20 protein-coding genes and 1 tRNA gene are annotated in these 20,313 nt (G+C 49.8%); 4 read left to right on the forward strand and 17 right to left on the reverse strand.

The features are described 5' to 3' along the window. Nucleotides 1-2: 2 nt before the first annotated feature. From HMPREF1255_RS03885 to HMPREF1255_RS03900, 4 genes are read right to left on the reverse strand one after another with little or no spacing between them, the layout of a single operon-like run. On the reverse strand, nt 3-941 hold the full coding sequence (locus HMPREF1255_RS03885) for a VWA domain-containing protein (protein ID WP_016455724.1): 939 nt from the start codon (nt 939-941) through the stop codon (nt 3-5). 3 nt (nt 942-944) lie between these two features. After that, nucleotides 945-1,937 (reverse strand): VWA domain-containing protein, encoded by a 993-nt coding sequence (locus HMPREF1255_RS03890; protein WP_024110954.1) that lies wholly within the window; start codon nt 1,935-1,937, stop codon nt 945-947. Further along, complete coding sequence (locus HMPREF1255_RS03895; RefSeq protein ID WP_024110524.1) at nt 1,934-2,983, reverse strand: DUF58 domain-containing protein; 1,050 nt, start codon at nt 2,981-2,983, stop codon at nt 1,934-1,936. The genes HMPREF1255_RS03890 and HMPREF1255_RS03895 overlap by 4 nt, the downstream gene beginning before the upstream one ends. A gap of 6 nt (nt 2,984-2,989) precedes the next feature. Next, on the reverse strand, nt 2,990-4,207 hold the full coding sequence (locus tag HMPREF1255_RS03900; protein WP_024110565.1) for a MoxR family ATPase: 1,218 nt from the start codon (nt 4,205-4,207) through the stop codon (nt 2,990-2,992). 91 nt (nt 4,208-4,298) lie between these two features. On the opposite strand from HMPREF1255_RS03900, the gene HMPREF1255_RS03905 reads away from it, so the two are divergent. Then, nucleotides 4,299-5,228, forward strand: coding sequence for a hypothetical protein (locus tag HMPREF1255_RS03905; protein WP_024110646.1), 930 nt, complete (start codon nt 4,299-4,301; stop codon nt 5,226-5,228). 46 nt (nt 5,229-5,274) lie between these two features. After that, nucleotides 5,275-5,348, forward strand: a tRNA-Ile gene (locus HMPREF1255_RS03910). An 848-nt stretch (nt 5,349-6,196) separates the two neighbouring features. Here the strand turns inward: HMPREF1255_RS03910 and HMPREF1255_RS03915 are convergent. The 4 genes from HMPREF1255_RS03915 to HMPREF1255_RS03930 all read right to left on the reverse strand — a co-directional run bounded on the left by HMPREF1255_RS03915 (nt 6,197) and on the right by HMPREF1255_RS03930 (nt 9,340). Further along, entirely contained in the window at nt 6,197-6,943 is a 747-nt protein-coding gene (locus tag HMPREF1255_RS03915; protein WP_024110755.1) for an ABC transporter permease, read from the reverse strand. A 105-nt stretch (nt 6,944-7,048) separates the two neighbouring features. Then, nucleotides 7,049-7,891, reverse strand: coding sequence for an ABC transporter ATP-binding protein (locus tag HMPREF1255_RS03920; RefSeq protein WP_024110930.1), 843 nt, complete (start codon nt 7,889-7,891; stop codon nt 7,049-7,051). A 91-nt stretch (nt 7,892-7,982) separates the two neighbouring features. Continuing rightward, on the reverse strand, nt 7,983-8,831 hold the full coding sequence (locus HMPREF1255_RS03925; RefSeq protein WP_024110912.1) for an IS3 family transposase: 849 nt from the start codon (nt 8,829-8,831) through the stop codon (nt 7,983-7,985). An 8-nt stretch (nt 8,832-8,839) separates the two neighbouring features. Continuing rightward, nucleotides 8,840-9,340, reverse strand: a complete 501-nt coding sequence (locus tag HMPREF1255_RS03930; RefSeq protein WP_024110576.1) for a helix-turn-helix domain-containing protein — start codon at nt 9,338-9,340, stop codon at nt 8,840-8,842. Nucleotides 9,341-9,688: 348 nt separating this feature from the next. Here HMPREF1255_RS03930 and HMPREF1255_RS03935 point away from each other — a divergent pair, with 348 nt between their 5' ends. Further along, nucleotides 9,689-10,624, forward strand: coding sequence for a sugar-binding transcriptional regulator (locus HMPREF1255_RS03935; RefSeq protein ID WP_024110570.1), 936 nt, complete (start codon nt 9,689-9,691; stop codon nt 10,622-10,624). A 13-nt stretch (nt 10,625-10,637) separates the two neighbouring features. On the opposite strand, the gene HMPREF1255_RS03940 is transcribed toward HMPREF1255_RS03935, so the two are convergent. The 9 genes from HMPREF1255_RS03940 to HMPREF1255_RS03980 form a co-directional block, all read right to left on the reverse strand. Further along, nucleotides 10,638-11,459, reverse strand: a complete 822-nt coding sequence (locus HMPREF1255_RS03940) for a TIM barrel protein (protein WP_036916834.1) — start codon at nt 11,457-11,459, stop codon at nt 10,638-10,640. A 71-nt stretch (nt 11,460-11,530) separates the two neighbouring features. Further along, nucleotides 11,531-12,235, reverse strand: coding sequence for an HAD family hydrolase (locus HMPREF1255_RS03945; protein WP_024110932.1), 705 nt, complete (start codon nt 12,233-12,235; stop codon nt 11,531-11,533). 3 nt (nt 12,236-12,238) lie between these two features. Then, nucleotides 12,239-13,198 carry a sugar kinase gene (locus HMPREF1255_RS09595; protein WP_024110537.1) on the reverse strand — a complete coding sequence of 320 codons (960 nt, stop codon included), beginning with the start codon at nt 13,196-13,198 and terminating at the stop codon, nt 12,239-12,241. After that, nucleotides 13,185-13,835 (reverse strand): orotidine 5'-phosphate decarboxylase / HUMPS family protein, encoded by a 651-nt coding sequence (locus HMPREF1255_RS03955; RefSeq protein ID WP_036916839.1) that lies wholly within the window; start codon nt 13,833-13,835, stop codon nt 13,185-13,187. Before HMPREF1255_RS03955 ends, HMPREF1255_RS09595 begins: the two co-directional genes overlap by 14 nt. A gap of 1 nt (nt 13,836) precedes the next feature. Next, nucleotides 13,837-14,769, reverse strand: coding sequence for a phosphotriesterase (locus HMPREF1255_RS03960; protein WP_024110733.1), 933 nt, complete (start codon nt 14,767-14,769; stop codon nt 13,837-13,839). A 61-nt stretch (nt 14,770-14,830) separates the two neighbouring features. Further along, the gene (locus HMPREF1255_RS03965) at nt 14,831-16,201 is read right to left on the reverse strand and encodes an MFS transporter (protein ID WP_036917091.1); all 1,371 of its coding nucleotides are present in this window, start codon (nt 16,199-16,201) and stop codon (nt 14,831-14,833) included. A 13-nt stretch (nt 16,202-16,214) separates the two neighbouring features. After that, nucleotides 16,215-16,877, reverse strand: a complete 663-nt coding sequence (locus HMPREF1255_RS03970; protein WP_036916842.1) for an L-ribulose-5-phosphate 4-epimerase — start codon at nt 16,875-16,877, stop codon at nt 16,215-16,217. Then, nucleotides 16,877-17,884: a transketolase family protein gene (locus HMPREF1255_RS03975; RefSeq protein WP_024110850.1), complete on the reverse strand. Its 1,008-nt coding sequence runs from the start codon at nt 17,882-17,884 to the stop codon at nt 16,877-16,879. Before HMPREF1255_RS03975 ends, HMPREF1255_RS03970 begins: the two co-directional genes overlap by 1 nt. Continuing rightward, entirely contained in the window at nt 17,881-18,795 is a 915-nt protein-coding gene (locus tag HMPREF1255_RS03980; protein WP_024110711.1) for a transketolase, read from the reverse strand. Before HMPREF1255_RS03980 ends, HMPREF1255_RS03975 begins: the two co-directional genes overlap by 4 nt. 423 nt (nt 18,796-19,218) lie before the next feature. On the opposite strand from HMPREF1255_RS03980, the gene HMPREF1255_RS03985 reads away from it, so the two are divergent. Beyond that, complete coding sequence (locus HMPREF1255_RS03985) at nt 19,219-20,289, forward strand: IS110 family transposase (RefSeq protein WP_024110591.1); 1,071 nt, start codon at nt 19,219-19,221, stop codon at nt 20,287-20,289. Nucleotides 20,290-20,313: the final 24 nt, after the last annotated feature.

The following is a 20,313-nucleotide window of genomic DNA, read 5'->3' on the forward strand; positions in this document are numbered from 1 at the left end:
AGTTAGGGCCAACGTGCAGCCAGAGAGATGACGCCCACCGCTGCTAACAACGCGAAGATTGCTGCTATGCCCGCGTAACGTTCGGTGATCTCCACTTTTTCCTCGTCGTAGCCGAGAGAAATCGCCAAGGTTTCATAGACGCTCTTAAGATCGCTGCTGGACTCTGCGGAATACTTTTTGCCGCCGGAAATATTCGCCACAGTTGCTAATTCGGCATGGTCGACTGGCACCGGCAGACGTTGACCGTTTTCACGAACGTAGCCACCCGGTGTACCGAAAGCGATGGTGTAGACGGGCACCCCCTGGCTCTTTGCGGCTGCAGCAGCGTCAGCAGACTTTCGTCCAACATTCGTATAACCGTCAGATAGGAGCACAATTGCCGCTGGCACAGGCTCTTCCGGATCGTCTGGGTTGGGCGGAGCGAATCGGAGCGAATCTAACGCGGAATAAATACCTTCGCCGATCGCCGTGGAGGGCGCCATCTGGGCCGCGTCGATAGATGCTTTCACGCTCGAGCGGTCCGTTGTCGGCACGGTCTGGAGCTCAATATCGCCGGCAAAAAGGACTAGAGAAACGTTGAACCCTTGCGGCAGCAGATCGACGAATTCTTTTGCCGAGCTCTTCGCAGATTCGATTCTGCTGGGCGTCACGTCCTGGGCGCGCATCGAATGCGACACATCGATCGCAACGACAACCGTCGCTCTCTGCCTTGGCACCTGGTGCACTCCTAGCGGCTGAGCCCAGGCGATCACGAGGGTCGCTACGGAAAGAAGGCATGCAATCACGCTCAGATGTCTTTTAAGCCCGGATTGCCTGGGCACTGCGCCGCCGAAGCTCTCCCTGGATTTTCGACCGCTCTTGACGCTGACCAACAAATAGGCCATCGCGAGGACAGCCACCAGCGCCAGCCAGCCCAGCCGGGAGGGATTCAAGAACTCCATTTACTACCCCCTAGCCGCGATTCTGATGCCGCCGATGCAGGCAATTGTGGCGAATAGCAAGGCGTAGAAGGCCCACCTGGCGGTGATCTCTTTGTTGACCTCTTCGTAGCTGATCGCGCTGTTCATTTTCTCGTAGGCTTCTTTGAGTTTTTCTGGGCTCTTTGCCCCGATAGTTTCTCCGCCAGTTTGGGAGGCGATCTGAGACATGAGTTCTGTGTCTGGGGCGACGTTGAAGCGTTCGCCGTCCACGTCGACGAAGCCATTCATAGTGCCGTAGGCGATGGTGTAGACGGGTATTTCTAGTTCTTTTGCCTTTTCTAACGCGGTCTTCGTGCCTGGTGACATCGATTCGCCGGGAACCGCGCCGCCGTCGCCGCCGTCGGAGAGCAAAACGATCATGCCCGGAACATGAGCTTCGGATTCGCCGGGAGCAGACTGGATAGTGGTGATCGCCTGGTCCAGAGCCTTGCCGATATTCGTGCCCTCTGCCGGCTCCATGAGCTCGATGGCGCGCCTGGCCGCTCCCCTATCTTTGGACGCTGGGATGAGCGTGTTGGGCTGACCAGCAAGTTTGATGACAGAAAGGTTGTACTTAGCAGGCAAACCATCCAGAAAGTTAATCGCCGCGTTTTTTGATGCGTCGAATCTATTCGGAGAGATATCCGTCGCCTGCATGGAGATAGAGGAATCCAGGACGAGAGCAACTGTGGCCCGCTCGCGGGGCACCTTTTCCTTGCCCGCGGGCCGAGCCCAAGCGAAAATGACGGCAGCCAAAGCCAGCAGAGCTGTTAGCACTATCAGGTGGCGGCGCCACTGGCTTTGTCTGGGTAGAACAGCCCCGACTATCGCGGTTTGCGTATACCGGATGCCTCGGTTCCTTCGCAGCCCAAGTAGCGCAATGTATGCAACTACTAGCAGTAAAACCAGGATGAGCGCCCAGAGTCGTTCAGGTGCGAGGAAATCCCAGAACAGAAAACGAGTGGTTTCCTCGTTCACTTCGCCACCCCCTGAGGAGGCTGGTGAATTACTCCCGCTGTGCGCCGGTAGGTGAGCACGAATCTTGCGATATCAGCTACCCAATCTGAATCGGTGCGAAGTACCAAGTGACCGACGCTGGCACGTCTCATCGCCGCTGCGGTCCTGCGTCTTTGGGCGGCGTTTGCATAGTCAATGGCCCTACGCGCCCTCGCCTCGGAGGTGTTTACAAACCTGGAGAAATTAGTCTCCGGATCTCGTATCAACTGCTCCCCAGCGTCTGGAAAATTGATTTCTGCGGGGTCGATCACCTCGATGCAAAGCACCTGGTTACGCACTGCGAGACGCCTCAGGGGCCTCTCCCAAGCTGGCGGTGAATTCGGATCTACATCTTCGTCTCCGGCGGTGAGGAAATCGGAGACCACTATCCTCATTCCCCTGCGTCTCTGAGTGCGGACTAGGGCCTCGATGCCATCGACGAGACTTAGATTTGGTGACGGATCGTCTTTTTCGATCGGGTCTTCCAAAAGTTTTCTGAGCAACCCGTATAGCGCCTGTCTGCCTGATCTTGCCGGGTAACGGCGAACCTCGTCCGAACGCAACACAAGCCCACCGAACCTGTCGCCCATCTTCTGACTGACGAAACCGAGGGTGGCGATGGCGGCGATGCCCAGGTCCCGTTTTGTGACGGATGCAGTTCCCCAGTTCATCGAGGGAGTCGAATCCAGCAGCGCATAAATTTCTAGCTCGCGGTCAGCAATTGTGTCCCGCACGTGAGGCACCATGGTTCGAGCCGTGACTGCCCAATCCATCTTTCTGACGTCGTCTTGACCCGGAACGTATGGACGGGCGTCGTTCAGGTCTGAACCTGTTCCTGGGATCAGCCCCAAGTGGTCGCCTTGTAAAAATCCTTCCAGCCTGCGAACGATCTTTAGTTCGAGTCGGTTTAATGCCGCCTCGGGGGCAAGATCGTGAACATCGATGGTCGGCCCGCTGGGCTCGCTGATTACGCTGGCGGAGGCGAGCTGCTTTTGGAACTTGGGAGGCTCGAAGTCAATCGGAGGCATCCGTTTCTACCTTCTGTTACCCGGATTGGGCGGAGGGAAGTTCAGGTTGCCGCTATTTGGATTGACAGGGCGGCGACGAATGATTCTCTGTGAGCTTTGCTGCGCAGGTGGCGTCTTTTGCAGTTGGGGATTCTGCACAACGTTGGGAACCGCAGGTGCAGGCGTCTGGACGTTAGAGACCTGCGGAGTGTTCGCTGCGTGGGCAGCTATTCCAGCGGAATTTTTCTTGTCACCCTTCCACACTGGTGTAGGTGCCGGCACAGTTTTAATAATTTTGTCGACGACGTCCAGCGCGGACACGTCGTCGGCTATCGCATCGAAGCTTAGGGTGAGTCTGTGCGCCATGACGTCTGGGGCGACCTCCTGAACATCGCTTGGTAACACGTAGTCGCGACCCTTAATCAGCGCCAGCGCCCTGGCCGCGGCCGAAAGGCCTAACGTTGCACGAGAAGAGTTGCCGATCTGAATGATCGGTTTCAGGTCTTCCAGCCCGAAGTCTGCGGGGTTCCTAGTCGCCAGCACTAACCTGACGATGTACTCGTTGACCAGCTGATGCACGGAGATGCTCGCAGCCTTTTCCTGAAGAGCGAGAGTTATCTTTGGGTCTAGAAGCTGGGTTGCCTGCGGGGGCTTAACAGCCATCCGCTGCAGGATCTCCAACTCTTCGTCGCCCTTGGGATAGGGCACGTCGACCTTAAGCAGGAAGCGGTCTCGCTGAGCCTCAGGAAGAGGATAGACGCCCTCGGATTCGACGGGGTTTTGGGTGGCGATCACGGTGAATGGATCCGGCAGCGGATACGTCTTGCCGGCGATGGTCACCTGCTTTTCTGCCATCAACTCGAGCATAGCGGACTGCACCTTTGCGGGTGCGCGGTTGATTTCGTCTGCTAGAACGAAGTTCACAAAAACAGGCCCGAGCTCAACGTCAAAGGTCTCTTTGGAGGCCGAGTAAACGCGGGTGCCGACTATATCGCTGGGCACCAGGTCGGGGGTGAATTGAACGCGCGCGAAGTCGCCGCCAACAACCTTGGAGAAGGTGCGCACCGCGAGAGTCTTCGCGGTTCCGGGAACGCCTTCTAGAAGGATGTGGCCTTTAGCTAGCAAGCCAACCATCAGTTGCTGAACCATATGGTCTTGCCCGACGATTACTTGCTGGATGGCGGCGATGGCTTCCTTCAACAGTGCTGAAGCCGCTTTGGTGTCCTGCACGTCAGTGATGGTCACAATTCTCCTAGATTGCTTGGACTTGATTACAAGGGTACTAACCCAACCTGTGAGTAGTCGAAGAACTTAGACGGTGCGGCTAGGATTGCTAATGATGCATCAGCCAAGCTCTCTACCCGGCAGCGGGCCACAAGCGTATCCGCTGCTTGCTAGCGACCCTCCGAAAATCGGCAGCTTCTGGTTGGACGCAAGAATGACTGCAAGCCGAGGAGCGGTAGTTTATTTCGGGCACTCCAGCTTCGGCTCAGAGGTGTTGCTGCTTCGCTTAAACGCAGGAGCAGCCGGCGACGCCGCCGTTCGAGATCGCTTAAGCGGCGAAATCAACAAGATGCACGAGCAGACCGTCATAGCGATGGGCGGCGAAGGTCAGAACCGAGGCCGACTCAGCGATAAATATGACCACGAATACGACGACCCCTACTTGTCCGGCGAAGAGGTGGCGCCCTGGGTCGCCTTGGCATACGACGGAAGCGAACGGTCGATCGCCGAGGCTAACCGCCTGCTTCGAACTATCGACCTTTCGATCCCCGTCAGTCAAGATGCCGGACCCGACTATTTACTTCCTTGGGAGAAGGACGCGTCAACGGGCCGGTGGCGGGTTTGGCCGCTTCCTTGGCCAGGACGTCACGATCGTGCGGGTGTCTTGCCCATCCTCGCCGCCTGGCTAATGACGATAGTTCTAGCAGGTCTTGGGCTACTCATAGCGGTGCTGCTTTTCCAGAACACGCCCCCGGAGCAACCACAGCCTCCTGTCCCGACTCAAAATCAGAGCCAAAGCTCCAACGATCCGAGCCAGGGCGAGTCTGAATCGTCAGCCGACCAAGATAGCTCTACCCCCGATCAGGGAGAGTCCGGAGAAAGCCAGTCCGCGAGCCCTCAGGATAGTCAATCGGCTTCCCCAGGCGAGGGGGAAACCGCTCGAGAGTCTGAGGATCCAAACGCAGATCCGTCTAAGCAGCCCTCGATGAACGACGAGGGCGAGAGTTCGCCGAAACCGACCAACGGGCGCACCAAGCTTTAACTATTTTTTGGCTTCCTATATAATGAAACTTCGGCAAGTCCGTTTCGGGACCTTAGCTCAGCAGGTTAGAGCAGGGGACTCATAATCCCTTTGTCGCGGGTTCGAGCCCCGCAGGTCCTACCTAGATACGACCAAACGCTGGTTTTCTGCTGCGGAAGCGTGTCGTTCTGCCTCTATCCAGTCGGCCTAAATATTCGATAATGGTCTGTTATCTAATATAGTGGATGAACCCCTTAGATCTCGCGGTGATCGAGTTTTTCAGTAGGTAGCCCGCTTGAAGCAGATCGGTGAAGATACGTCATATTATGCCTGGAATGGATGAGAGCACTCTGTGTCAGGCCAAGAAGCAAGTGGATGTGGATTGCCCTAGGTTTTTAGTTAAGGGTGATAAGGATCAGCATGTAATGCACAACCTGTATAAATCGGTACAGTAAACCTTTCTCCCATGCTCGCGAACGGTAGATGTAAGTAAATGGCTATTGCCGGTATCCAGCGGATTTCTCCCTACACCATACAAACAGATCTAACCCACCTCATTGGCGCATCGAGATTCGGCTTAACCCAAACAGGTGTACGTCTGGTCTCATTTTCCGACATGGATGGAAATTGATTGAGGTCAACAGCCTCCGCCCCCAGCTCCCGGGCTGTTGCCCAAATGAACTGCTTTTCATCGTATACACAAGAAGCGTAGCGCTCTAAGCCTTAAGCGATGCTGAGAAGGCGGGCTTCTTTGGGGTCGAAGGCTCCTCCTGCGCCATCAATAGTCCCCCATGTACTAGCGCCACGTGTGGAAGCGCGAACCCCGTCTAGTGCTGCCGCGAGATTACCTGTGCTAGCTGCGTAAATGGATATTCGCCCGTCTCCATCGGAACCCGGTAGTTTAACCGTACCTCCCACAACACCTGTACGCCCCACCAGATTATTCAGATTCGTGGCTGTTTGATCACTGAATCTCGTTTTCGTAGCACTCATTCTTGGCTATCCCATCTGAAACATCGCCAGGCCAACAAACCCGTTGTCACCGTCCACACGATGCACACCGCCGACCCCTGAAACACGGAGTACTGCAATTGAGTTCCAACTAGGCTATGCCGCAGCATGTCACCAACGTAGGTGTAGGGAAACGCCAGACCCGCGTATTCCACGGCTGCGGGCATCATTCGATACGGCAGAAACAGCCCACACAGAAACATCATACCGACAGGCAATATTCCGGCTAGTGCCCCGACCAGCCCCGGGTTGTCGGATCTAGACCCGATCAGCAGCCCCAGCGGCAGCGTCGACGCCACACAGAGCACCATCGCCCACACCAGCATCGCCGAATCCGTCAGATTCAGCGATCTAGAGACGACCGCAATGAGCCAGATCAAGCAGAACTCCACGCCGATCACCACGATTCGTGCGGGCATCTGAGCCCACAGATACTGCGAGCGCGTCACTGGAGTCATCCCAAGACTTCGCAACACGCCGTCCTTACGTAGTTGAACAATAGGAGCGGCAGTGCCCGTCAGCCCTAGTGAAAGCGAGGCAAAAATCAGTATCGCAGGCAAACCGAACGCCAACGCGCTGATCCAGCCCTCAGGCTGGGGCAGATCCGGCAGCAACAGAAACATCGCGATAAACGACATAGGAAAGACCATGCCCAACCCGGTGGTCATCGGATCACGCAGCAACTCCCTAAAACTCGCCAAGCTAAGAGCCCGAATCTGTCTCATCAATCCTCCTCACGTGTCTGCTCATCAAGTTCCTTACCGACCAAGCGCAAGAACACATCGGAAAGTGATGGGCCAGCAGTCTTGATCCGCTGCGCTCGGATAGAGCTAGATGCGCACCGCAGCCCGGGCGCGCGTCATATCTGAAACCACCAGTCTGACACTCGTCGATGCACCCACGCGCCTGGTAGAGGCCCAGATCACTCCTGGAAGATTTTTCAAAGTGGCAGCATCAACCCGGCTGGTCGTCTTGAACGAGATGCTGCCCTGACCTGCGTAACGCTCCAGTAAATCGCTGACGCCGCCTTCAGCCACGACTCGCCCAGCATCAATAATCACGATTCTGTCGCACAAAGCTTCTGCTTCGTCCATCATCTGAGTGGCCATGACCACCGCGCCCCTACCGGCGCGCTGCCTGATCACATCCCACACCTGTTCGCGCGCCAAAGGGTCAAGCCCGACCGTCGGTTCGTCAAATGCGACTATCTCCGTGTCCCCAATAAGCGCCAAAGCCAACCGCAATCGTTGCTGCTGGCCTCCAGATAAGGTTTTAACCCGCGGCTTACGCTTCGTTTCCAGATCAACCAGAGAAATAATCTCATCCACCTGGCGCGGACGCGGATAAAACGACGCCCACAATTCCAGGCTCTCCGTCACCGACAGATGCTTAAACAGGGAAGATCCCTGCGGCTGCAGACTCATCCGCCTGGCACACTCCTCCCGCTGCCTGACTGGCGAAAACCCGCACACCGAAATACCGCCTTCGTCCAGGCACCTCGCACCCATAATCGACTCAATAAGCGTCGTCTTACCAGCACCATTAGCCCCAAGAAGTCCAACCACCTCACCAGGAAAAACCTCAATGTCAACCCCATCCAGGGCAGTCACTTGCCCATAGCGTTTGGACGCTCCGCAAACGCGTATAAGTGGTTCTGACGTGGCCGTTGTCATGCTTTCTCCTTAAGCACGAATAGTGGAAAGTCTTGGATACGAAGCCCCTCTGCTAGAATGTACTGAACCCCAATTCTTGGACAGTGTGATTCTATCCGATGGTGGTTAGTGCGTGTTGCCGGTATTCGTTTGGGGTCATCCCTCCGAGCCGTTCTTGCATACGCTCAGTGTTGTACCACTGTATGTACTCGTCAATCGCTGCGCGCAGCTCGCTGATGGAAACGAATGAGTCATTGTTGAACATTTCTTCTTTCAAGTGAGAAAAGAAGTTCTCCATCACGGAGTTATCGTAACAATTGCCCTTACGGCTCATGGATTGAACGCACTGATGCTCAACTAGCTGACTGATCCATGACTGGTGGTGATAGTGGTAGCCCTGATCAGTATGAACAAGAATACCTTCCGGATCACCCGCTACGCGAAAAGCCTTTTTCAGGCTCAACGCGGACACTTTCGTTGTTGGAGATACCGAGAGAGTGTGAGCAAGAATCGAGTGATCACACAAATCCATCACCGGGGACAAATACAGCTTCTGCCCCGAGATCTGAAATTGAGTAATATCGGAGACCCATTGTTGATTTGGCTTTTCCGTCACGAAATGCCGATCTAAATGATTATCAGCCCGACGTGACGTCGTACCGCGGTAAGAGTTGTAACACTTACGTTTCCTCGTTTTAGAGCGTAAACCAAGCTGCCTCATCAACTTAGCGACAAGCTTACGCGACACACACCACCCATCACGCAGCAGCTGAAGCCGAACACGGCGATAACCATAGCGCTGATGGCTTTTATCGAAAATCTTCCGAATCGCTTGTTTCAGCTGCACATGCCGATCCTGGGTCTGCATCTGCTTGAGCTGATAATAGAACGTTGATCGTGCTAGTTTGGCTACCTGTAACTGTACCGGCAACGGGTATTTAGATCTGAGAGTGGCAACCACACGGGTTTTCAGCCTTGCCCCTGATCCCTCAGATCTCGTAATTTTTTCAAATATGCTAACTGTGCTTTTAACCGTGTATTCTCCTCAATCAACGCAGCATCCGGAACCGTCGCGCTCCTCTCGGGATCAGGGCTAGCAATCAGCGTTTTCGGTTTTCTGCCACGCCTTTTCGGGCGTAAGCCCTCATCGCCAGCTAAACGCCACACTCGTACCCACGAATACACCAGATCAACCGAAGAAAAATTAAACTCTGCCGCCAACTGCCTCGCACTCTCACCAGCAAGAAAACGAGCGACAATCGAGCGCTTGAACTCCCACGAGTAAACAGCTTTCGTATCACGTGTCACAAGCACCATTTTCCCATGAAGAACCCACCTGTCATAAAGCGAATTCACCGGCCGAAATGGCAAACCAAGTTTTCTGGCTGTGGCTCGAGAGCCATAGCCCGCCTCAAACAAATCAACAGCCGCCGCCCGCTGCTCCACCGACAACGAACTATCAGAACGCATAACACCCCTAACCCTAAAAACTGAACAAATAAACGTCCAACTTTCAGGGTTCAGTACATTCAGAAAACCTGGGACACTTCAGACGGGCCTACATCACCTCTTTTGTCATACTTGACGACGGCATCTCAGTTGTTCGATACATTGGCGTCTGTTCCCAGACGGAATCGATTAATTATCTTTACTCAGGTCGATGAACCTTACCTGGATTGCTTAATTTCATTTTTGAGTAAGAACTGAATAGAGTACCTTGTGCGAGTGTAATGAAGATATTTGTATTGTGGCCAAGGATTCTGGAGTTGAGAATCAAGCAAGAAACAGCAAAGCAGCCTGTAAGAATAGGTGTTCTTAGTGAGAGCAGAAAAAATATACAAAGCCGCAGAACTTTACTACGCAAAAAATTTAACTCAACAGGAAATTGCAAAGCAATTAGGGATATCTAGGGTAACTGTATCAAGGATGCTGGCACGCGCCCGCGAAGATGGCATGGTGGAGATTCGGCTCCACCGACCTTTCAGAATTAATAGAGAACTATCGCTGTCTCTACAGGAAAAGTACAACTTAGAGAAAGCAGAAATCGTTACCTCCATCAATAAAGAGGAAGAAACTGTTTCCGCAGTATCTAGCGCCGCAGCAAACTTACTTATGGAGCTTGTGAAAGACAATGACGTGATAGGTGTATCGTGGGGAGGTTTGTTAAGAGAAATTGTTGATGCAATGCCAATCTGTCCGAAAACAAACACAAAAGTAGTAACACTGGTCGGAAGTCTAGGGGGAGGGAAACCGGCGCTGGATGGGCCAGAAATAGCCCGATCACTAGCGGCTAAGTTCCGGGGAACATATCGTTTTATCAACGCCCCAGCTATACTTCCGACTACTAGCCTACACGATCAAATCATTCTTTCGGGAACAATACCGGATGTGATTGACCTAGGGAAATCAGCTGATGTTTTTCTGTTTGGTGTTGGATCCATTGCTGATGAAGCATCTTCACTAAGCCAGGCAGGCTATCTGTCAGCAGAAACCCGCTCTCAATGTGAAGCACAGGGAGCTGTCGGACATCTTTTAGCCAGAATGATTGATGAAAACGGAGATTCGCTCCGCGAATTTAATAGTCGCGTGCTAGGGGTAGGCCTTGATGTGCTAAAAAATAAACAGAAAACAATTTTAACAGTCCACGGCGCCGAAAAAGCGCATGTTACACATTGCGCTTTACAAGGAGGCTATGCAAAGTACCTCGTCGCCGATACAGATTGCGCCGTAAAAATTCTTGGACTAACCAAATGAATTAAGACTAGCATTATAAACAAGAGATTCGAGCCTTTATCCAGGCCAAAACATTCTTAGGCAAATCTGTGTCATTTTCGTCGTTCCACATCTCAATGGAGATGGGGCCGGAATATCTACTTAGTTGGAGCAAATCTGCTAAGTCAGAAAATGGCACCTCACCTCTACCGAAAGGTACACCTCTAAACACTCCAGCTTTAGCTTCTTTTAATTGAATAGCTTTGACATGGTCAACGGCTTTAGCAAATTGGGAAGCTATTGAAAGGGAATTACCAATCACATTTCCTACATCAAAGTAAATACCCAAGCGAGGATTATTAATTACGTTAATAACATCAAGAATTTGCTCAACATTAACGAAATCTTGTCCATCAACGTTCTCAATGGCGAAATCCAGGGATAAAGAACGAGAGAAATGCAGCAGTTCCTGAAGATTTTCAATAAAGAAATCTAAAGATTCTGGTGATGCCTCATTATAGTAATCCAGATATCCAGCAATTTGTACAAGTTCACAGTGCGTTAAAGAAGCAAATTCAATGGCTCTCTTAGCAATTGATAGACCTTGCTCCCGTTCTAACGAATTAGTAGCACCCAACGCAAAACGCCTATTGGCACTAAGTGTTAGGGCTCCTATATAAATATTACTGTCTCGCGCACAGTCTTCAAAAGTCCTTATGACAGATGGCTCAAGGTATAGCCTGTCAAGCTTTTCCGAGCTTTCATCAATGGACAATTCAATAAAAGAGTAGCCCGATTCACCAGCCAACCGACATTTATCCTGCCACGATAAATTTCCGGGTAAACCTTTTTCATATATCCCTACTGGAGATTTCATGACACAACTCAATTCAACAATAAATTAATTCCGAGGTATCAACCTACTTTATTAGACTGCCAAGGTAACCATCAATCAAAAAAATATCTTTCTAAAGCCAAACCTAAAGCCTGTGGAGTAGAGAATTTGCCATAAGAACCAACAGCCTCATCTAATTCTGCTGTACCAGCCCATGTAACAAAAAAAGATGGAATGTTATTCTGCCGAGCCCCTATTATGTCGTACTTCCGGTCTCCTACCATAACAATTCTTTCTATCATAACCTCTTCACGAGCATTCAATTCGGCGATTGCCTCCTTAACAATCTGCGCTTTACCTGATTTTTTGTCATCCTTTGACCCTACAATCACCTCGAAATAAACTGACAGTTTCCTCGCGTTGAGGATATTTCTTGCAATTTCTAGTGGTTTCGAGGTGGCGACTGCCAATCTAATATTTTTTTTCGATAGGTTGAACAGCAAGTCCTGAATCCCATCGAAAACCGGAGCTGTCGACGCAATTGGGATATAGAAATCCCGTTGGATCTCAATCATTTGCTCCCAAATTGGCAGCGCCGCCCCTGGATTCAAATCCATCATGGCTTCTAGCAACGGCGGCCCCACATACCGACGCAGATAGTCCGATGTCTGCATATCTGCCGGCAATGGTAACTGCAGCAACCCAATCATCTGTTGGAATGCAGTGACTATAGTAGAGGTTGTATCCACTAGCGTTCCATCAAGATCGAATAAGACTACAGGCCTCAATCGCCCAGCCGAGAATTCACTCTTCGACACTGTCTACCGTACTAGCACCAAATTCGGATGTTTAACCAGGTCATCTAGTTCAAAAACGCTACAAGGAATCTGCTCGCCGTAGTGAGTCAAGGCTAATGCAGCCGCAGCCATTGCATATTTCAAACTAGACTCTACCTCGCCTTTAAGGTAAGCATGGATGAAGCCAGCCGCCATACCGTCCCCAGCGCCCAATCTGTCGACTATCCTAATATTGTAGGCATCTTCGTGAACATGCACTCCATCGATAAGAGCATCTGCACCATTTGCGCCATCAGACATAACGATGTATTTAGCTGCGGAATGCTCTTTCAAGAGAGACAACGCATCCTCTACAGTGTTTGTTTTCTTCAGCAGATTATCAACATCATCACGTTTACAGAATAAAATATGCGCATTTTCTATAAACGGAAGAAGAATACTGGCGGCTTCCTGCTTAGTCCACAAGAGCGAGCGATAATTCACATCAAAAGCAACAGGTACATTAGCTTTATAGGCTCGTTTGCTTGCCTCTTGCAAAATCTTGCATACAGAAGGTGATAACGGAACAGATAAACCCGAAAGAAGAATAATCTTCGTGTCAAGCAAGGCATCCCAATCAACGTCATTCACCGTCATGTTTGTGAACGCAGTATTGGCACGATCGAAACTTACCCGTGTCGGGTTAGGTTCTGCCGCGTATTCGACATAATACGTTCCGAGCCTAGCATCCGAAACTTTTTTAACATGCGATAGGTCTACCCCGTACGAGCGATATTGATATTCAACTCTGCGCCCTAATTTTGAATCAGGTAAAGCCGAAAACCATGCTGTCTTGTGTCCAAAATTACTGAGGGAACAAAGAACATTGGCTTCTGTTCCGGCTATTTGAACCCGAAATGATTCAGCTCGTTCGATAATTCCACCAGCGCCAACTGCTAGTCGAATTCCTCCCTCACCTATTCCTGTAGCATCATATTTTGTCATTTTCATACTCCAGCAATAACTGTCGGATCCGATTTGCTTCTGCTGCTGGATCTACAGCTTTAACGATTTCGGAACCTACTACTGCGATATCAAATGGATGGCTCTCGAATAGAGCCAATGTTTTAGGCGTAATACCACCTGCGAGAGATACTGAGACATTACCGTCAACTAGCTGTGCAAGCCGATGCAATTCCTCAACGATTGTTTGGTTCTCTTCCTCGTCCTTCGTTGTACGCTGCAGAACTATATTACTGACCCCGAGATCAACCATTAATTTGACATAGTCATCGGACCATCCAGGAAATAATTCAACCGCAATTTGACGCCCGTAGTCATAAGCAGCATCGCATGCAGACTTAATAACTGAGGAAGGTGCTTCTCCAACAACTGTCACAATGTCTGCCCCATAGTCAAATGCTAATCTGGCAAACTTGTCACCGGCTCTTGCTACTCTAATATCCGCTAATATTGTGCCAGAAAATACTGTACGCAATTTAGGTAAAGATGTCTTCATACCCTCTGATAGACAAAGATACGTCCCTGCCTCGACTATGTCCACGGAGTGGGAACACGCCTCAGCGATAGAAACGGCTTCATCAATATCTGTAAGATCTAACGCCAGCTGTATCTTTTTCACACTATTCACCTTTACGAATAGCGTAGAAATTTTGTGGATTTTGATACATAAACTTATGGACAGCGCTTTCACTGATTCCTTCATCGATGAGACGAGGTAAGAACTTATTCTTGATCCACGTAAATCCAGGACCATACCCATAGACTTTATGATGGGAGCGACGTCCCATATCATTACATAACATCAGCTTATCCTCATAGCCCTCATCAACGAGAGATTTGATTAGGGCAACCCGCATTGAATCAGGATAGTATTTTGCTTTGCCTGGACCGTCATATATAAGAGAGGCTCCTGTTTCGAGCATCTTACGGTGATACCACAAATCTGGATTACGATCCACGTGAGCTACTGCGAATCTGGACATATCGAAATCTTCTTGTCGCACAATATCAAGAATTTCCAGCCCCATCGTTCCAATGGTGGTGTGCGCATGAACAGCAACACCGGTAATCTTTGCTGCTCTACAAGCTGCCCTTATTACTTTTTCTTCACCAGGCGTGATATGCAGATAAGCAGTACCACATTTAATCCAGCCAGCTTTGATGTCTGTCCCATCCATACCGACTTCTATGTCCTGCACCATCTCATCCACAATACGTGAAATGTCCCATTCGCCCATGTCATCCGGCATGCCATGTTCCTGGCAAATGTAACCCGTACAGGCGACTACATGCACCCCGCTGGCTTTAGATGCGTAATACATTCCTTTGGCATTCCTACCCCAGGTTTTCGGTGTAGCTTCGACAATAGTGCCTCCACCTGCCTGCTTGTACTCTTCCAGCATCGCTACTGCCTTGCCATATGAATCGAGTTGGTGATCCAACTCAACTTTTGATCCGTGCCCCTGCGGCATACTCAAAATGTGCTCATGCGGCATGGTGTAACCCATGTCTTCGACCTTAATATCACCCAACACTGTCCGCACAATTGACATAATATTCTCCTATTCTTTATGCGTACGTTATTTGTATGTAAGAAATTTAAAATGATATCTGCTATATTTCCTCTAACTGTTTACCTTTGGCCTCTTTCGCAAACTGATAGATGATGGCACCAACAGCAAATAATATTGCGAACACTATAAAAGGAACGAATACAACGCCGGCTGTAGGTTTTCCACCGCCAATCAACATACCAACAAAATAGGGACCAACTATTTTCGCAGTAGCACCTAGCCCATATCCAAGACCCAACCCTGTAGAGCGAATCTCCGTAGAAAATTGTTCTGCACCAAATGGATTGAGAACGCCAAATGCTCCATCTCCAAAAGCCATTGCGATGACAATTCCAAGGAAGAAAAGCATACCGGCGTTAAATAGGTTGCTATCTTGTGCTGCGCCCATTTTGGCACCAAAGGCGGCGATTAGACAGCCTACAGCACCTAAGAGACCCCATATCAACATAACCTTACGTCTACCGATTTTATCTGAAACCCAAGCAGCTCCCAGTCGGCCCAATAAATCTGCAATCGAAACGCCGATGAACATCAACGAGACTTGCTGTACATCGAATTGGAATGATGTTCCAAGAATAGACTGACCCCAAGATTGGATTGTGAAAGAGCCTAATATAAAGCTAAATGATCCGATGGTAACAATTGCCAGAGCTTTTTTATGGCGCTCAAAGAGAACTCTGAAACCTTTTTGGGATTTGGGAGCAATTTCCGGCAAAGGACCTACATCTTCTGGTGCTATGTTTAGCGCCCACGCGTACGCGTTACGAGCCGCCTCATTATTGCCCTTGGTCTGATGGAATCTTGGCGATTCCGGTACCTTCATTGCCCAAAATACAAGAAAGATAGGTAACGCTCCAATAACAACCAATCCACGCCAACCAAAGCTAACGCCTAAGGTAGATGTGGCAATCGATCCCAGCATAATTCCAGCTGGAATGAACACGGCGGTTAGTCCCGATAAAAGTCCTCTTTGCTTACTAGGCACAAACTCCTGAACAAATGGAATCGAGGTAATTGATAATCCTCCCACCCCGAATCCAACGCCTACCCTTAAGATCGCTAATAGGATCCAGCCATTTACCGGAACTACAAGGCAAAGTACAGTAAATACTGCGAGAATGATTATGCAATATATAAAGGCTTTCTTTCTACCAAGAAAATCAGCTAACCTTCCCCAGAAGATAGATCCTAAAACTGTTCCTAAACCAGCACCAGCGAGAACCACACCCGAGTGAAAACCAGTTAGATTCCAACCAGGATCCTTCATCAGTAACGCAACGATGAATCCGATAAGAAACATATCGAAGAATTCGGAGATATTTCCAACAATCGCTAGTCCAATTAACGATTTTTGATTTCTTGTAAGTTTCCCGGAATCAATCTGCTCCATTGCAGTAAGTTGAGTATTCATAATAGCCTCATTGTTATGCGCCATCTTTAACTGGCGTCTGTCCATATTCTTTCAAATACCAAGCGCGCGATTCAGCAATCACCTGATCGTCTAGCTCGTCAAGTGAACCGAGTTGCAGCGCTAAATGGGCAACTTCAGCAATTTCTTCCACATAAGTAGCAGACCTCAACGCCTGGTTGCAGTCCTTCCCAATGGTGAACACGCCATGGCTTCTCAGCAATACAGCACTCGAATTACCCAAGTACTTTATTATCTGTTTACCAATTTCATCGGTGCCTATGGCAGCATAATCAGATACAGGTATCCTGCCTCCAAAAATATCTGCAGCCAAGGTACTAATACAAGGTATATATTCACCTCTTACCGCAAATGCCGTAGCATATCTCGAGTGGGTATGCACTATGCCATTTACGTCCGGTCTATGCCGATATACATAGCAATGTGACGCTGTGTCAACAGATGGTTTCCTGTCTCCAGCAACCTGTTCTCCATCCAAGTTAACAACTGACATATCATCCGGCGTCAAGTCTCGAAACTTTACGCCTGAAGGCTTTATAACGATTAAACCGGTTTCCTCATCACGACCCGACACGTTGCCGGATGTCCCTACCACCAGATTAGATTCAGGAAGCTCACGATTCGCACGACACACTTCTTCTTTTAATTGCTCCAACATTACAAAGCCTCCAATTGGTCACCATCTTTTGATGAAGGATCCAAAGATCCAATTTCGGGAATTTCTTCACTTACTACCGAAACTGGCACGCCTACTGCTTTCGCTATTCTTTCTGCGATCGCCTTTGCATCCATGTTGAACTCAGCGAGTAGGTATGGCATATTTGCGCCGTGAGCAAATCCAGGTATCGCAATTTTATGTAATTTGCTACTTGCCCCAAGTTCAGCCATCCGCTCAGCTACACAGGATCCCAGCCCCCCGATCACATAATGATTTTCAACCGTGAATATCGGACATTTCGCATCCAATAGAGCCTTATCCACTTCAGGATCATCGAATGGTTTCAATGTGGAAATATGTAGATGTTTGATATTGATCCCATGTTTAGCTAAGACTGCTGAGGCGCGAATTACTTCCTGCGTCATGACTCCGGATGACAAGACTAGTGCCGCATCGCCTTGGCTAACTTGTCTCGCCTTCGAAAGCTCCATTGGAGTGTCAAATAATCTAGGAATAATACCGCGCAGTTGCCTTATATATACCGGCCCATTTATCGAATATGCTACATCCAACACAGATTCAACATCTGCAGCATCTCCGCACTCCAATACCGTAAAGTTAGGCAGTCCGCGCATGAGATTTATATCATCAATAGCCTGATGAGTAACACCGCCAGGGGTCATCATTCCTGGTAAAAAACCAACTAACTTCACATTCAAATTTGGATACGCAATAGACATTGCTACTTGGTCGTATGGTCTCCTAGTTAGGAAAACCGCAAAGGTATGCACCAATGGAACAAAACCTTCTCGAGCCATACCGCCTGCCCAAGAAAGCATATTCTGCTCTGCCATTCCCATTAGATAAAATCTTTGGGGATAGGTTTCAGAAAATTCTGTTATTTCTGTAGATGCTGTCAAATCGCCCGAGAAAACTACAACATCAGGTTTGTCTGCCGCCCATTTAACAATATGCCGCGCGTGGACTTGTTTTTCCATCGTAATCATGCTATGCCCTTCTTAAAATTAACCAGTGCTTCTTTCAGCGCAATAACATCTGCTTCTGATTTCGGACGTACATAATGCAAATGAGGTTTACGACTATCCAGATATGGAATTCCCTGCGTAGTGTTCGTATCGCACAGCGTGACAGTGGGTTTACCGTTAGGCTCCATTTCTGCGGTTCCAGCAATAGCTTCCACGTCATGGCCATCAACTCGGTGGACATTCCAACCGAAAGCTTTAAATCTGGCATCAATCGGTTCAATATTCATGACATCTTTAGTATTTCCGTCATACTGCTGGCCGTTTACGTCAACGAATACATGCACCTTGTCCAGTTTAAAAAATGCGGCAGCTTGGGCAGCTTCCCAAGTCTGCCCTTCTTCCAACTCGCCGTCAGAAATGAATACAAATGTTCTTCCACTTTCCCCCTTGACCTTTCGAGCTTGCGCTATTCCACAAGCCTGAGATAGCGCCTGGCCAAATGAACCTGTAGTGAGTTCAAACCCAGGAGAATGCTCCGCGCCAATCATCTCAAGCGTTGACCCATCCTCATTGAAAGTCATGAATGCCGAACGGTCCAAACGGCCAACAGCCTCCAGCGCGGCGTAAATCCCCACTGCGTAATGGGCAGGTGAAATTAGGAAACGATCATATAGGGCACCTGGTTCACCATGGAACCTACCCCCAGAAGGAGAAGGATTATGACTACCAGGAGTGCCCGTAAACATTGGTGTACAAAGAGGCTTAGCCAACGGAGCTAAGTGCAAGACCTTAACATACAACGCGCCTAAAATTTCAGCCGAAGACAGAGCCTGGCTTAAATACGTTCCATTTTTTTCCAAACATAATTCCAGAACCCGGGTTCGTATGTGATTTGCCACCCTCCTGGCATCCGACTGCCATGGTTGACTCATTTCCGCCCTCCTTTGGACAAAAGTTCATATTTAAAACTTTATAGCCGACAATTTATGTCGATGTGTTTCTTTTGTCAACCACTATTGTGAACTTTTGTAAATTTATTCGATCGTGCTGATTTGGTGAGTTGAAGTGTCTGTAAGTCTTGGGGTGGCTGGTCTGGGATTGGCTGACAGGATTGGTATTGGCCGTTACTCTCGTGTGGTGTGACTCTTGAAGCGTTTGACAAGATTGTCTTTCCCAGGATTTGTCCGCTACTCGATGGTGCGGCCGATACCGCCTAGCCCACGTCGGTAGCTTGATCAGAAGATTGTCCGCGTGAATTCGTGACACCTTACAGACATGTTCCGAGGTGATTCCTCCCTAGGTCGGTATCGGCCTGACGGTCATTGGTTTCCACTTATGGGGAAGGTATTACCGCTATGTCTATTGTTGCTCATGTTCACCCGTATGTTGTGGGTGTTGATACTCATGCTCGCCATCACGTGTATTCAGTTCTTGTCTCTTCCACGGGCGAACTTTTAGGATCGCAGAAGTTTCCCACGACGGAAGCAGGGCTGAAACGTGCGATGAGGTGGGTTGTTCATCGCACTCGTTCACATGTGGAAGCTTTGTGGGTGATTGAAGGCACTTCTTCTTATGGTGCTGTTCTGACAGGCATGGTGCTGGCGAGTGATTTTTCGGTCGCTGAAGCGCCCCGTGTTGATTCTCAGCATCGTGCCGGTGTGGGGAAGACTGATGAATTGGACTCTGCAAGGATCGCGCGAGCAGCACTGGGGTTGCCGGTGGATAAGTTGCGTCGGCCTCGCCTCGGTAAAGGTATTCGTCAAGCAATCCGGATCCTTGTCGCGTCTCGAGAACTACTGGCAGGTGAAAGCACCCGGAAAGTAAACGCGCTGACTGCTCTTGTGCGTGGCAACCCGTTGGGTATCGATGCGCGTAGCGCGTTATCACGAACTCAGATCGAACAGATTGCCTCGTGGCGAATGCGCGGGGAGGATATCGAGTTACGGGTTGCTAGAACCGAAGCGAAAAGACTTGCTCGCCAGATTCTTGAACTCGATTGCGAACTTGGGGCCAACGAGCGTGATCTTGCTGGACTGGTCCAGATCAGTGAAGCCGCACCATTACTTCAAGAGACAAGATTTGGCGCCGTGAGTGCGGCGAAATGTCTCGCGGCCTGGTCTCACTACGGAAGAATAAGAACGGAGGCAGAATTTGCGTCACTTGCAGGCGTTAATCCAATCCCGGCCTCGTCAGGCAACACGGTTCGACACCGGCTCAATCGCGGAGGAGATCGTAAGCTTAACAGCGCTCTACACATGGTTGCCATCGTGAAAATGACCCATGACGAGGAAACAAGAAAATACGTGGCGAGAAGACGCGAAGAAGGAAAAACAGACCGAGAAATCCGACGCTGTCTCAAACGCTATATCGCTCGCCGAGTCTATCGCACACTCAATGCCCAACACGAGCTTTCCATAGCCGCTTGACAAATATAGAAGAATCCTGGGCTT

The sequence above is a fragment of the Propionimicrobium sp. BV2F7 genome (assembly GCF_000510445.1).
Taxonomy (GTDB): domain Bacteria; phylum Actinomycetota; class Actinomycetes; order Propionibacteriales; family Propionibacteriaceae; genus Propionimicrobium; species Propionimicrobium lymphophilum.

What these genes read in the sequence shown, in the direction of transcription:
- HMPREF1255_RS03940 (WP_036916834.1), bottom strand. Translation starts at nt 11,459, where the DNA reads ATGAAATCTCCAGTAGGGATATATGAAAAAGGTTTACCCGGAAATTTA.
- HMPREF1255_RS03885 (WP_016455724.1), bottom strand. Translation starts at nt 941, where the DNA reads ATGGAGTTCTTGAATCCCTCCCGGCTGGGCTGGCTGGCGCTGGTGGCT.
- HMPREF1255_RS03970 (WP_036916842.1), bottom strand. Translation starts at nt 16,877, where the DNA reads ATGTTGGAGCAATTAAAAGAAGAAGTGTGTCGTGCGAATCGTGAGCTT.
- HMPREF1255_RS03985 (WP_024110591.1), top strand. Translation starts at nt 19,219, where the DNA reads ATGTCTATTGTTGCTCATGTTCACCCGTATGTTGTGGGTGTTGATACT.
- HMPREF1255_RS03895 (WP_024110524.1), bottom strand. Translation starts at nt 2,983, where the DNA reads ATGCCTCCGATTGACTTCGAGCCTCCCAAGTTCCAAAAGCAGCTCGCC.
- HMPREF1255_RS03915 (WP_024110755.1), bottom strand. Translation starts at nt 6,943, where the DNA reads ATGAGACAGATTCGGGCTCTTAGCTTGGCGAGTTTTAGGGAGTTGCTG.
- HMPREF1255_RS03960 (WP_024110733.1), bottom strand. Translation starts at nt 14,769, where the DNA reads ATGTCAATTGTGCGGACAGTGTTGGGTGATATTAAGGTCGAAGACATG.
- HMPREF1255_RS03930 (WP_024110576.1), bottom strand. Translation starts at nt 9,340, where the DNA reads ATGCGTTCTGATAGTTCGTTGTCGGTGGAGCAGCGGGCGGCGGCTGTT.
- HMPREF1255_RS03965 (WP_036917091.1), bottom strand. Translation starts at nt 16,201, where the DNA reads ATGAATACTCAACTTACTGCAATGGAGCAGATTGATTCCGGGAAACTT.
- HMPREF1255_RS03920 (WP_024110930.1), bottom strand. Translation starts at nt 7,891, where the DNA reads ATGACAACGGCCACGTCAGAACCACTTATACGCGTTTGCGGAGCGTCC.
- HMPREF1255_RS03975 (WP_024110850.1), bottom strand. Translation starts at nt 17,884, where the DNA reads ATGATTACGATGGAAAAACAAGTCCACGCGCGGCATATTGTTAAATGG.
- HMPREF1255_RS09595 (WP_024110537.1), bottom strand. Translation starts at nt 13,198, where the DNA reads ATGACAAAATATGATGCTACAGGAATAGGTGAGGGAGGAATTCGACTA.
- HMPREF1255_RS03980 (WP_024110711.1), bottom strand. Translation starts at nt 18,795, where the DNA reads ATGAGTCAACCATGGCAGTCGGATGCCAGGAGGGTGGCAAATCACATA.
- HMPREF1255_RS03905 (WP_024110646.1), top strand. Translation starts at nt 4,299, where the DNA reads ATGATGCATCAGCCAAGCTCTCTACCCGGCAGCGGGCCACAAGCGTAT.